Consider the following 13,112-nt stretch of genomic DNA (forward strand, 5'->3'; position numbering starts at 1 on the left):
TAATGAACCCTTGATGTTTTAATTAACCTATCTTGGGCGGTTGCCAGATTTCCTTTAAACGGTCTGAAAGATAAGGATCAGCATACTGAAACTGAGGATTCTTATTCGATTTATAATAAGACAGTTCCAGACGTAGATTTTTTGAAAAAGGGGTTTCAATAAAAGTATAGCAGGCAATGCATGATGAGCAGCAGTCATCTTTACATGATTTTGTTTTATCATGGTTGCTGTCTTTTTTTGAAGAATGATTTTTACAGCAATCCATTTTTTTTGAAGACTCTGCTTTACAGCATGTTTCCTGTGCCTCTTGCGCATAGAAATTATCCTTGGGAATCAGAAAGACTCCCAGGCAAAACACTATGGCAAGTATGTGAAACAGCTTCATCTCTGCAAAAATACAAAATTTATGGCAAAGGATCACCAACTTTTAGAGAACAGCTGTGCCAAGGTTCCCCGTGTGCCGGATTCAGTTTGGGTTTTTCTCCCATCGCCAGATTCTGTGCAGCAGGTGCAGGAGCTGGACTTTGGGAAGGCTGAACTCCATTTTGTGCTGGCTGTGGTGTAGGTGCTGGCTTACTGTTTAGTGGTTGGCCTACCGGAATATCACATCGGTGTCCAGGCTGCCCGTGGGGAGGATTCATTCCTGGAGCGGTTTTTACCTGTTTTCCATTGTTATCAAGGGAAATTTTCCCTGGTGATACAGCATTCGGATCAATCTGGATGGTATTGCCTCCGTTCACGTTTACATTTTGCGTAGCGGGAGTAGCTGCAGCAGGTTGACCATTTAAAGGTTGTCCTACCGGAATATCGCATCGGTGTCCAGGTTGCCCGTGTGGAGGATTCATTCCCGGAACGGTAGCCATAGGAGCAGGACCAACGTTAGACTGGATGCCTGCCTGTTCCATCAGAGCGGTTTTTGAGGTTGTATTTAGGGCTACGTTGGGCTGGCCAGCGTTGGCCTCTTCTTTTAAGTAAGTAGCTCTCTCATCCTTTTTACAGGATGCAGCTAAGAGTGATACGGCGATCAAACCTATAAATGTATTCTTCATATCCATGGGTATGAAACAAAATTAGCAAAACATTTTCAATTGTTTTGCTAATTTTATACTTATAATTTGATTTTTGGATTAATTTTTTACCAAAAGTCTAAATCCTTCTCCGTGAACGTTGATGATTTCCAATCCTTCGTCGTCTTTTAATAACTTACGAAGCTTGGCAATATAAACGTCCATACTTCTTGCTGTAAAGTAATTTTCTTTTTTCCAGATCTTTCTTAAAGCAAGATCTCTCGGCATGAAATCATCTCTGTGGATGCAAAGAAGTTTTAATAATTCATTTTCTTTAGGCGAAAGTTTGTATTCTTTATCACCTACTTTCAGTTGTCTCAGCATAGAGTCGAAGAAAATAATGCTGATCTTGAACTGCTCCTGTTCTTCATTTTCCAGGGTAGAACTTCTCTGAAGAATTGCTTTTATTTTGTATAATAGAAGCTCAGTATCAAAAGGTTTTGTAATATAATCATCAGCACCTAACTGATATCCCTTCAGGATATCTTCTCTCATGTTTCTTGCAGTAAGGAAAATGATCGGTGTATTTTTATCAATCTTTTTTACGTCTTCCGCTAATGAAAATCCGTCTTTTTTAGGCATCATTACGTCAAATATGCAGATGTCGAATTCATTTTCCGTAAATTCTTTAAGTCCCTGCTCCCCATCAGTGGCAAGAGTTACTTCAAAATTATTGATGGTCAAATAATCTTTAAGCACCGCCCCGAAACTCTGATCGTCCTCTACTAATAATATTCTGTTGCTCATAATTTTAATAATTAAAAATTAACAATTAAGAATGAACTTCCTCACTCTATCTTCTATATTTTGATATTTGGTTACACTTTTTATAATTGATGAATGATCATTGATAATTGATGTGATGGAGAAGTTTTATCATTTATCGATTATCATCTATCATTTATTTTTCTAGCTCATCGGTAGTTTTATCGTGAATGTACTTCCTTTTCCTTTATGAGAGTCTACGATAATCTGTCCTTTGTGCAGTTCTACAATTTTCTTCACGTAAGAAAGACCTAATCCCTGGCCTTTTACGTTGTGAATATTTCCGGTTTCTTCTCTAAAGAATTTTTCGAAAATTTTGGTTTTATTCTGCGTATCCATCCCCATTCCCTTATCGGAAATTTCAATTACATACCAGTGTCCTTCATTTCTTGTTTCCACATGTATTTCCGGTGCTTCAGGAGAATATTTATTGGCATTATCCAGTAAGTTGACCAGCATATTGGAGATGTGGAATTCATCTATTTTAAAATTATACTGAGTGGCCGTAAACTTCTGCGTAAGGGTTCCATTCCTTTGTTGTACAATCAGGTTGAAAGATTCTGTCGTTTTTTTGATCAGCTCTCTTACGTTGGTCTCTTTTAAAAATAATTCCACTTCATTTCGCTCAAGCTTGGACATGTTAAGTACATTTTCCACCTGCTTTTTCATCCTTAAGTTCTCCTGCTTGATCAGTTCGGAATAGTATTTTACCTTATCCGGATTGGTGGCAATTTTGTCATTAGCCAAAGAATCCGTGGCTACAGAAATGGTTGCCAATGGTGTCTTAAACTCGTGAGACATGTTGTTGATGAAGTCTGTTTTCACTTCAGCAAGTTTTTTCTGCCTCATCATATAATTGATGGAAATAATATAAATTCCAAGAATGGTAAGTAGAGAAAGGAATGTTCCCAAAAGCATCGGCCAGTTATTCATCGCCAGGGAATATTCTTTTTTAGGAAATACCAGGGCAAGGCTGTATAATGTATTTTTCTTATCCGCAAAAAGAGGAAAGCTGTAGGTATTACTGTCCTTCTTTTCTTTATAAGCCTTATTGGCAATGCTTGTAAGCTTATTATTACGATCCAGAACTCCATATCCGAACTTGGCAGTGATACCTCTTATTTTCAGTTCTTTGGCAATAACGGAGTCAAGTGTTTTCGGATCTACTCTTTTAGTAATAGGAAGGTTGTTTCCATATACTTTCACAAACTCTTTCATGGAATAATCTCCCGTCTCAATCTCCTGATTGATATCTTGCGTTAAAAGTTCGCGATTGGTGGTATCTCTTTTTATTTTATAAGCAGCTTCGTCTGTATACAATGTAGTCAGCTTGATAGAATCTCCTTTTTGAGAAATAGGCAGCTGCGTTTTTTCAATGATATTTTTGGAATAAATAATCTGTCTTTGAGTCCCGGAGTCTTCTACTTGCTGAATGGTAGTTAAAGATGGCTGTTTGCTGTTCGCAAGAATATTTTTTCTGAAATCTTTATAATCCTGATTCAGGTATTTGTCAGCTTCAATCTCTTCAATACTTTTTGAAGTACTTTCCAAAACCGCATACACTTTATTTGAAAAATCCTGTTCCAGTACGCCGTAATAGCCTTTCAACCAATAAAATTGGAGCGTCACAAAGACAATCAGTGAGATTGTCATAAACACTGAAATTATTGGGATGAATTTGTTATTCATTATTTAATTATATAGGTTTTGGAAAAATGAATGTTAAAATTAATTGTTTTAAGAGTACCTAAACAAAAAACGAGCCAAAAAATTGTTTTTTTTTTCTTAAAAGAGTGTTTTTTAACAATTATTTATGAATTATCTTTTAGTTGTCATATGAAAAGTCCCTTTCAATAAATAAAGTGTTAACTTTATTAAAAATAAATATTTATGGAATCTAATATCAGTTTCAACAAAGATTTTGATGCGTCTAGCACTTATGTTATGAAGATTTATAAGGCTGATGTTTCAACAGTGTGGAAGTATTTTACAGAAGCCGAATTATTGGATCAATGGTGGGGGCCTAAACCGTGGAAATGTGAAACGGTAAGTCAGGATTTCAAAGAAGGAGGGATCTGGATGTATACGATGGTAGGACCAAACGGAGAAAAAGGGCCTATGTATTCTCAGACTCAATATGGAGAAATTACAGAACACAGAAGTCTTGACTGGATGAGTGCTTTCTGTGATGAAAAAGGCAATGTCAATGAAGACTTCCCAAGGTCAAAATGGCTGATTGGCTTTACCGGAGTGGAGGAAGGAACTAAAGTAACCATCAATATCCATTACCATTCTCCTGAAGTGATGAAAAAGCTTATGGATATGGGATTTGAAGAAGGTTTTAAAATGGGGCTTAATCAATTGGAAGAATTGATTGGATAAATGTGAATATAAAAATTATAAAAGAGGATTTTCCATTGGAAAACCCTCTTTTTATTTATCAACAGGAATTAACTTCCTGCTTTATTTTTCAAGACTCCAGCCTTTACAAAAGCTCTTCTTCCTGAAAGTACTGGATAATCGCCTTTTTCATAAGCAAAGTCTGCTCATTAGGTTTGAGTTCCGGAAGTTCTTCCACAGTTTCAAAGTGGGGCCATCCGTCTTCATAGTGGGTAAATTTATAATATCCAAAAGGCTCGAGCAATCTGCAGACTGCAATATGAATCAGGTTTACCTTGTCTTCTTTTGTATATTTTTGCTGGCCGCTTCCCAGTTCCTGCAACCCTATCAGAAATAAAAGGGTTTCAATGGGTGGGTTCTTTTCAGTCTGGAAATTGTCTTCAAAGAATTGTTCTATTTTTTTCCAGTATTCAGCTTCGTTCATAATATATTTAAATGATAAATGATAGTTGATCAATGATAAAGTTAGTTCTTTAGCATTTTTCTATAGGAAGAAGTTACTTTCAGTATTTCTTCAGTTTTTGTTTTTATATCTGCTATAATTTCTTTTTGAATATATTCCAGTTCCTCTAACATTTCAAGCCAAAACAAAGTTTCATCAGTTTCTTCAATCACGATAGATATTTTAGAAAACCGCTCAGCTTTTGATCTTGCTCTGCACATAGCTCTATAATTAGCAGCCATAGAAGTAGAAGACCGGAATATTTGTTTTCTGATCACAGAAAAGGCTTCATTAGGTGGAAGTTTAGAAAATTCTTTAATAATCATGATGGCTAGCTGCTTTGTTTTAAAAGCAAAAATTGTGTTATAATCTGGACTATCCATCATTTATCATTTATGAATTATCATTTATTTTCAACAGGAATGCATATTCTAATGCATCTTCTTTCAGAGATTCAAATCTTCCGCTTGCCCCTCCGTGTCCGGAGCTCATGTCGGTTTTGAAGACTAAAATATTATTATCTGTTTTTAATTCTCTCAGTTTTGCCGTCCATTTTGCAGGTTCCCAATACTGTACCTGAGAATCATGAAATCCTGTAGTGATCAGCATGTGAGGATAATCTTTAGCCTCTACATTATCATAAGGAGAATAGTCTTTCATATAATGATAGTATTCCTTATCATTAGGATTTCCCCATTCATCATATTCTCCGGTTGTCAAAGGGATTGTATCATCCAGCATCGTTGTAACAACATCTACAAAAGGTACCTGTGCCACAATTCCGTTGAATAACTGAGGTTCATAATTTACCACAGCACCTACCAGCAGCCCGCCGGCACTTCCTCCCATCGCATACATGTGTTTTGATGAAGTATAATTTTCTCTGATCAGGTATTTTCCGGCATCAATAAAATCAAAGAATGTATTTTTCTTAAACAACATCTTTCCGTCTTCATACCATTCTCTTCCCAGATATTCTCCACCACGGATGTGAGCAATAGCATAAATAAATCCTCTATCCAGCAAAGACAATCTTACATTAGAAAAGCTGGCATCAACAGTATGTCCGTAGCTTCCATATCCATATAAAAGAAGTGGAGTATCAGGTGATTTCTTAGTGTCTTTATGATATACCAGTGAAATAGGAACTTTTGTCTTTCCATCTCTTGAATCTGCCCAGATTCTCTCCGAAATATAATTTTCAGCAGCAAAATTTCCACCCAAAACTTCCTGTTGTTTCAGAAGTTTTGTCGTCTTTTCCTTCATGTTGTACTCATACGTGGAACTAGGCTGTGTAAGGGAAGTATATCCATAGCGTAAAATTTCCGTATCAAATTCCAGATTGATCCCGATATAAGCTGTATAAGTAGGATCTGAGAAAGGTAAGTAGTAAGATTCCTGTGTTTTCTCGTCAATGATTTTGATCTGTAGCAATCCTCTTTCTCTTTCCTCGAGAACCAGATAATCTTTAAAGATCTCAAAACCTTCCAGTAAAACTTCTGCACGGTGCGGAATCACATCGACCCAATTTTCCATGCTGCAGTTATCAATCTTTGTCTTTACAATCTTGAAATTGATCGCATCATCCGCATTGGTAATGATATAAAATTCATCTTCATAATGCTCTACTGAATATTCAAGATCCTCTATCCTTGGCTGGATCACCGTCCATTCTGCGAATACGTTGTCAGAAGGAATAAAACGATGTTCATCAGAAATAGTGCTTGAGCTTGCAATGAAAATATACTCTAATGATTTTGTCTTAAATACATTGACATCAAAAGTCTCATCCTCTTCATGAAAAATCAGAACATCTTCCGCTGAATCTGTTCCCAGCTTGTGTCTGTACACCTGAAATGCACGAAGACTTTTATCTTTCCTGATGTAAAATATATGTTGGTTATCATTTGCCCAAACAGCTTTCCCTGTCGTATTAGGAATAGTGTCCGGCAGGATTTCTCCGGTTTTTAAGTTTTTAAAATTTAGTGTATAAATTCTTCTTCCTACATCATCGGAAGAAAAAGAAGTCAGTTCGTTGCTGGGGCTTACGGCAACACTTCCTACTTCAAAAAACTCTTTACCTTCTGCCAGAATATTAACGTCGAGTACAATTTCCTCATCATTCTCAAGGCTTTTATACTTTCTGCAGAAGATAGGATATTCTTTGCCTTCTTCATAACGTACAATATACCAGTACTCATTAAAGAAATAAGGAAGAGACTCATCGTCCTTTTTGTACCGGGCTTTCATCTCTTCGAAAAGCTCTTCCTGAAGAGCTTCCGTATCTTTCATGATGAATTCTTCGTAGGCATTTTCTTCCTCAATGTATTTGATCACTTCAGGGTTTTCCCTTTCGTTCAGCCAAAAGTAATTATCGGTTCTTATATCGCCGTGGGTTTCTAGTATTTTTTCAATTTTTTTTGCCTGTGGAGCTTTCATCCGGGGTATTTTATTTTTTTATTGAATAGAATGTTCTTATACTTTTTTCTTCTGAAAGTAAGTAATTTAAGCAGAAATCCTTTCAATATTAATTTTTGTTCAAATTTAGGTAAAAAAAAACCATCTTTCCTTTATTGAAAAGATGGTTCATTGTATTTTTATAATTAAAGACTATTTGTGAAGTGCTTTAATATACTTTTCAAGGGCCATTGTCATAGAAGGAGTTTCCTTCGTAGGTGCCATTAAATCTACTTTTAATCCTGCTTCTTCTGCAGCTGCCAAAGTCGTGTTTCCAAAAACTCCGATCTTTGTTTCATCCTGCTTGAAGTCAGGGAAATTTTGTTGTAGCGATTTTATTCCCTGCGGACTGAAGAAAATCAGCATGTCATAATCTTTGACATTGATATCTGTAAGGTCGCTGCATACGGTACGGTACATAATTGCTCTTGTCCAGTCTACATTAGATGCATCCATGGTTTTTACAATATCCGGACTCAAAACATCTGAAGATGGCAACAGATATTTTTCAGTTGGGAATTTTTTGAAAAGAGGAAGCAGATCTGAGAAGTTTTTCTCCCCAAAGCTGATTTTTCTTTTTCTGTACACAATATGCTTTTGAAGGTAGTTGGCAATTGCTTCCGACTGGCAGATGTATCTCATCGTATCCGGAACAGCAAAACGCAATTCCTCCGCGAGTCTGAAGTAATGGTCAATCGCATTTTTACTGGTAAAAATAATACCGGTATACTGCGTCAGATCTATTTTCTGTGTTCTGAGCTCTTTATTGTCAACCCCTTCGACGTGGATAAATGGACGGAAATCAATCTTTATTTTTTCCTTCTTCGCTATATCCAAATATGGAGAAGACTCACTAGGCGCTGGTTGAGAAACCAATATAGACTTTATTCTCATCATTGACTTTTATTAAAAAAATAACAACTTCCAAAGCAATAATAATGGTGCGATTTGGAGGGTGCAAATATACAAAAATTTATAATACCATTTCTCGGGAAGAATCTTGTTCTTGTGAAATAAATAGAAAAATACTTTGAAAATGAATACAAAAGCGAAGAAGCAGAAATAATATAAAAACATTTTATTTCTGTCTATCGGGAAGTAATAATGGGCTACACAAAGAATTATTAGCAAAAATGAAAGAATGAAATAAAATTTTGTGGAGGTAAAATAAAAAATAGTCCATTTTTTTCCATCCCCTATACTTTGGTAAAATAGAAATCCTAATGTTGATTTTGTTAAATAAAAAAGCAGCACCGCCAGCAATGTATATCCAAATTTATTAAGCTGATATCCCAGAAGCTGAAGATCTGCAATATATTTCGGTACTATAGGAACGTACTGTGAAATTAATACAGACAGGGTAAGTGTCGTTACACAGGACGTGATAATCCAGCTGGGAAGGTTGTTGCTTGCATCAAAATATTTCTGAAGCAGAAAATCTTTGAGACTGGCATCCCTTTCTATGACGTTCATCATAAAAACATATAAAAATATACAGCCCACAAGGATAAAGATTACCCAATCATTATTTTCAGGTATTCTTACATGATTGATGAAGTGTTGTGATGATGGCAAAATTTAAGTTTTTTTATTTATTATTTAACTTCAGGATGACACAGTCCGGCACAGGTTTTCCTGTCACCAGGTCCATGAACCTGCAGTTAAAATATTTGCTCTCATCGATTTTACGTATTGTTCAGATCTGTTGAATAAAAGTTTCTGTTTCATCCGCTTAATCCCCGAGAAATATTTTTGCAAAATTATAGATTATTTTGTATAAAATAAAAAGGTTAAATAAACTATCTTTGCAAACTGAAATGAAAAAACTCGTCATCATCCCGACCTATAACGAAAAGGAAAATATTGAAAATATTATTTCCGCAGTTTTTGCATTGGAGGATGACTTTCATATCTTAGTAGTAGATGATTCTTCTCCTGACGGGACTGCAGAAATTGTAAAAGAACTGCAGAAGAAACATCCGCATTATCTGCACCTGTCCATAAGGCATGTAAAAGACGGATTGGGAAAGGCATATATCCACGGGTTTAAATGGGCCATCGAAAATAAATACGATTATATTTTTGAGATGGATGCCGATTTTTCCCACAATCCTAACGATTTGCCGAAACTTTTTGAAGCATGTAAAAATGCAGATATGGCGATCGGTTCCCGTTACTCAAAAGGAGTGAATGTAGTGAACTGGCCTATGGGAAGAGTGCTGCTTTCTTATTTTGCATCCAAATATGTAAGGTTTGTATTAGGCCTTCCAATTCATGATACGACAGCGGGATTTGTCTGCTTTTCAAGAAAAGTATTGGAAGAAATAGGATTGGATAATGTGAAACTGAAGGGATATGGATTTCAGATTGAAATGAAATTCAGAGCATTTAAAAAAGGTTTCAGAATTGTAGAAGTTCCTATTATATTTACCAACAGAATTTTAGGAGAAAGCAAAATGAATGGTGGAATTATCCATGAAGCAGTTTTCGGGGTATTGAATTTAAAATGGAAATCAATCATCAACAGATTATGAAACTGATGAAAAAGTTAATCTTTATTTTCGTTTTGTTGGGCTTGTTTTCGTGCAGCGATTATATTGATAAGCCCAAAAATCTGGTCGATAAAGGTTTGATGGCTGAAATCATTGCCGATCTTGCCATCAACGATCAGGCTATTTTTGTATATCCTGACAAAAATATGGAAGCAGGAACCAGAGCTGTTTTGAAATCACATAAGGTAAAGCCTGATGATTTTGTAGATAGTTTCAAATACTATGTCATTAAAGAAGAAATGGATGGGATTACCAGTGATGCGCAGGAAATATTGCTGAAAAAAGATCCCAAAGCAGATAAATATGTAAAGGAAAGACTGAAACAGAATGGTCCTGTAATGCCTGTAGTAAGGTAAATAAGGCTGGAAGTTTCTGTCACACAAAATCACTGGTCAAAACAGTGCATTTAAAAAAGTATAGAGATGAAATTTTTTAATATAGAAAAAACCTCTGAAGGAAAAGCAAGAGCAGGGGAAATTACCACAGATCACGGGAAGATTCAAACTCCTATTTTTATGCCTGTGGGAACTGTAGCAAGTGTAAAGACAGTTCATCAGAGAGAATTAAAAGAAGACATTAAAGCTCAGATTATTCTGGGAAATACTTATCACCTATACCTTCGTCCGGGCATGGAAACGATGCAGGATGCAGGTGGTTTACACAAATTCATGAACTGGGATCTTCCTATTCTTACCGATTCAGGAGGTTTTCAGGTATTTTCACTGGCAAGTAACAGAAAAATGACGGAAGAAGGTGCGAGATTCAAATCTCACATCGACGGAAGTTATCATATGTTCTCTCCGGAAAGATCAATGGAGATTCAAAGACAGATCGGAGCTGACATTTTCATGGCTTTTGATGAATGTACACCTTACCCTTGTGATTACAACCAGGCGAAATCATCGATGGAGCTTACCCACCGTTGGCTGAAAAGATGTATTGACTGGACTAACGATAATCCTGAATTATACGGACATAAACAAAGACTTTTCCCGATTGTTCAGGGATCTACTTATTCTGACCTTCGAAAAATTTCTGCAGAAGTAATTTCTGAAGCAGGAGCAGAAGGAAATGCTATCGGAGGACTTTCGGTAGGAGAGCCTGAAGAAGAAATGTACAGAATCACTGATGAAGTGACAGACATCCTTCCAAAAGAAAAACCTAGATACCTGATGGGAGTAGGAACTCCTTGGAATATTCTTGAATCGATCGGGCTGGGAATTGATATGATGGATTGTGTAATGCCAACAAGAAATGCAAGGAATGCAATGCTTTTTACATGGCAAGGGGTGATGAACCTTAAAAATGAAAAATGGAAGCGCGATTTTTCGCCTTTGGATGAATTTGGGACCAGTTTTGTAGATCGTGAATATTCAAAAGCTTATCTTCGTCACTTGTTTGTATCTAAAGAATATCTGGCAAAACAGATTGCTTCGATTCATAATCTGGCATTCTACCTTGATTTAGTAAAAGTAGCCAGAGAACATATTATGGCAGGTGATTTCTATGAATGGAAAAACTCTGTAGTACCGGTTCTTAGACAAAGACTGTAAGAGAATATGCTTAAAATTGTAGACAGATATATCATTAAAAAATACCTTGGAACTTTCAGTTTCATGTTGGTATTATTGTCTATAGTCGTATTGGTAATCGATGTTCAGCAAAAGATTCCAAGGATAGAAAATGCTAAGGCTATTGACCCGAAACTGGATCTGACCTATTTTCTTATCCATTTTTATCCTTTCTGGATCATCAATCTTGTGGTGACTTTCCTTTCCATTCTGGTATTTATTTCGGTGATCTATTTTACCTCCAGAATGGCAAATAATACTGAAATTGTTGCTATTATCAGTAGTGGAGCCAGTTTTCACAGGTTTTCCAAGCCCTATCTGGTTACTTCCATTTTTATTGGATTGATCGCCCTTGTAGTGTACCATATGGTGCTGCCATGGGCCAATATCAAGAAAAATGAGCTGGAAGCCTATACTTATAATGCAGCCAATAAAGAAAAGATTTTAGGAACCGCTCCTGCTTCTTCACAGCTGAGTAAGACGGAATATATTTTCGTTGATTCTTGGAATAAAAGAGAAAAAAGAGGGTCGAGTTTTGTCTATCAGAAATATGATAAAGACAGAAAAATGACCTACGAGCTGAAGGCAAGTGAAGTGTATTGGGATAAAGCCAAAAAACAGTTTGTCTTAAATAACTATCTGGAAAAAACAATCAATAAAGACAATACCGAAAAACTCGGTAACGGAATAGAATTAAGGAAAAATTACGGGCATTCTCCAGAAGAACTTTTCCCGAATGAGCTTTTGGGACAAAATAAAACCACTCCCGAACTTTTGAAATTCATTGAAAGAGAAAAAGAAAGAGGAAACAGTAACCTGAACTCTTATCTGAATGAACTTCACCAGAGAACTTCCATGCCTGTTTCAATCATTATTCTGACATTTCTGGCGCTTTCCCTGTCATCACAGAAGAAAAGAGGAGGATTAGGAGTCAATCTAGCCATCGGGATTTCATTGGCCTTCATTTTCGTGTTTTCATTCGAAGCCTTAAAAGTGGTTTCGGAAAATAAAAGTTTGTCTCCGGCTGTAGCCATGTGGCTGCCTAATATGGTGTTTTTGCCGCTTACCCTTTATTTGTATATCAAGAGAGCTAATCAGTAAAGTAATTTTACTTCTTTGTGATAAAAGGAATGCATTCCGTCTTCCAGTTCGATCCAGAGTTCACCTTTTTCGTCTGCATGTCGGATGATGCCATTTTGTCGCTCTTTTTCAATTTCAAAAACTGAGATCTGATCCTTTCTGAAAAGATTTTTATTAAATCCATCAAGAATTTCCTGATCTGAAGGTATGCTTTTAAGCCTTTCAGACAAATATTCATGAAGGTTGAATGAAAGTTCTTCCAGATCAAATCGGATCCCTGTCTGCGTCAGAAGTGATCCTGCATTGGATATTTCATCAAAACTTTCCTGAAGAATATTGATCCCGGCTCCGATAATGAAATAATTATTTTGATTAATTTTTTTCTTTTCTATTAAAATTCCAACGATTTTTTTACCTTTAAGGATAATATCATTCGGCCATTTGATTTTTACCTCAGAGTCAGACAATTTGGCAAGGAAATCCCGGATCACCATTGCGGTATAATAATTGAACATAAAGTCGGAGCACAGGATGTTCTGAGTATTCACTGCCAGCGTATAAGCCAGATTTTTTCCGGCGGTCTGAGTCCAGATATTTCCATACTGACCACGGCCTTTAGTTTGATTAAAAGTATGAAGCCCTATAAAATTTGAATCTCCGTAAAGTAAAAACTTTGATATTTCGTCATTAGTAGAAGAACATTCTTTCAGGTAGAAGAGTTGGCTCATTTAAGAAAACTTTAAGAGATTAAGAGGGTAAAAGTAAGGTTAAAGTAAAG

General features: G+C 36.2%; 15 protein-coding genes. 5 read left to right on the plus strand and 10 right to left on the minus strand.

The window, feature by feature from the left end; all coding sequences use genetic code 11:
- Nucleotides 1-22: 22 nt before the first annotated feature.
- The 4 genes from RHP76_RS16395 to RHP76_RS16410 form a co-directional block, all read right to left on the minus strand.
- Complete coding sequence (locus RHP76_RS16395; protein ID WP_062673261.1) at nt 23-385, minus strand: hypothetical protein; 363 nt, start codon at nt 383-385, stop codon at nt 23-25.
- 19 nt (nt 386-404) lie between these two features.
- On the minus strand, nt 405-1,049 hold the full coding sequence (locus RHP76_RS16400; RefSeq protein WP_311228603.1) for a hypothetical protein: 645 nt from the start codon (nt 1,047-1,049) through the stop codon (nt 405-407).
- Between the two features lie 78 nt (nt 1,050-1,127).
- Nucleotides 1,128-1,814, minus strand: coding sequence for a response regulator transcription factor (locus RHP76_RS16405; RefSeq protein WP_311228604.1), 687 nt, complete (start codon nt 1,812-1,814; stop codon nt 1,128-1,130).
- Between the two features lie 162 nt (nt 1,815-1,976).
- Entirely contained in the window at nt 1,977-3,521 is a 1,545-nt protein-coding gene (locus RHP76_RS16410) for a sensor histidine kinase (protein WP_062673264.1), read from the minus strand.
- A gap of 201 nt (nt 3,522-3,722) precedes the next feature.
- Between RHP76_RS16410 and RHP76_RS16415 the strand changes: the two genes are divergently transcribed.
- The gene (locus tag RHP76_RS16415; protein ID WP_311228605.1) at nt 3,723-4,214 is read left to right on the plus strand and encodes an SRPBCC family protein; all 492 of its coding nucleotides are present in this window, start codon (nt 3,723-3,725) and stop codon (nt 4,212-4,214) included.
- A gap of 103 nt (nt 4,215-4,317) precedes the next feature.
- On the opposite strand, the gene RHP76_RS16420 is transcribed toward RHP76_RS16415, so the two are convergent.
- The 5 genes from RHP76_RS16420 to RHP76_RS16440 form a co-directional block, all read right to left on the minus strand.
- Nucleotides 4,318-4,656 (minus strand): hypothetical protein, encoded by a 339-nt coding sequence (locus RHP76_RS16420; protein ID WP_120232485.1) that lies wholly within the window; start codon nt 4,654-4,656, stop codon nt 4,318-4,320.
- A gap of 41 nt (nt 4,657-4,697) precedes the next feature.
- Nucleotides 4,698-5,060 (minus strand): four helix bundle protein, encoded by a 363-nt coding sequence (locus tag RHP76_RS16425; protein WP_311228606.1) that lies wholly within the window; start codon nt 5,058-5,060, stop codon nt 4,698-4,700.
- Nucleotides 5,061-5,067: 7 nt separating this feature from the next.
- Nucleotides 5,068-7,113 (minus strand): S9 family peptidase, encoded by a 2,046-nt coding sequence (locus RHP76_RS16430; protein ID WP_311228607.1) that lies wholly within the window; start codon nt 7,111-7,113, stop codon nt 5,068-5,070.
- 171 nt (nt 7,114-7,284) lie between these two features.
- On the minus strand, nt 7,285-8,025 hold the full coding sequence (locus RHP76_RS16435) for a uroporphyrinogen-III synthase (RefSeq protein WP_034691594.1): 741 nt from the start codon (nt 8,023-8,025) through the stop codon (nt 7,285-7,287).
- Nucleotides 8,026-8,037: 12 nt separating this feature from the next.
- Nucleotides 8,038-8,706: a DUF4271 domain-containing protein gene (locus RHP76_RS16440; protein WP_051934165.1), complete on the minus strand. Its 669-nt coding sequence runs from the start codon at nt 8,704-8,706 to the stop codon at nt 8,038-8,040.
- Nucleotides 8,707-8,948: 242 nt separating this feature from the next.
- On the opposite strand from RHP76_RS16440, the gene RHP76_RS16445 reads away from it, so the two are divergent.
- From RHP76_RS16445 to RHP76_RS16460, 4 genes are all read left to right on the plus strand, one after another.
- Nucleotides 8,949-9,665 (plus strand): polyprenol monophosphomannose synthase, encoded by a 717-nt coding sequence (locus tag RHP76_RS16445; RefSeq protein ID WP_034691591.1) that lies wholly within the window; start codon nt 8,949-8,951, stop codon nt 9,663-9,665.
- Nucleotides 9,666-9,670: 5 nt separating this feature from the next.
- Nucleotides 9,671-10,039 carry a DUF4296 domain-containing protein gene (locus RHP76_RS16450; RefSeq protein WP_228432339.1) on the plus strand — a complete coding sequence of 123 codons (369 nt, stop codon included), beginning with the start codon at nt 9,671-9,673 and terminating at the stop codon, nt 10,037-10,039.
- A 66-nt stretch (nt 10,040-10,105) separates the two neighbouring features.
- Nucleotides 10,106-11,236, plus strand: coding sequence for a tRNA guanosine(34) transglycosylase Tgt (tgt, locus tag RHP76_RS16455; protein ID WP_047427159.1), 1,131 nt, complete (start codon nt 10,106-10,108; stop codon nt 11,234-11,236).
- 6 nt (nt 11,237-11,242) lie between these two features.
- Nucleotides 11,243-12,355, plus strand: a complete 1,113-nt coding sequence (locus RHP76_RS16460; RefSeq protein ID WP_034691587.1) for an LptF/LptG family permease — start codon at nt 11,243-11,245, stop codon at nt 12,353-12,355.
- On the opposite strand, the gene RHP76_RS16465 is transcribed toward RHP76_RS16460, so the two are convergent.
- Nucleotides 12,349-13,062, minus strand: coding sequence for a biotin--[acetyl-CoA-carboxylase] ligase (locus tag RHP76_RS16465; RefSeq protein ID WP_288444140.1), 714 nt, complete (start codon nt 13,060-13,062; stop codon nt 12,349-12,351). The genes RHP76_RS16460 and RHP76_RS16465 overlap by 7 nt on opposite strands.
- Between the last annotated feature and the right edge of the window lie 50 nt (nt 13,063-13,112).

The organism is Chryseobacterium sp. SG20098 (assembly GCF_031844745.1).
Classification (GTDB): Bacteria; Bacteroidota; Bacteroidia; order Flavobacteriales; family Weeksellaceae; genus Chryseobacterium; species Chryseobacterium cucumeris.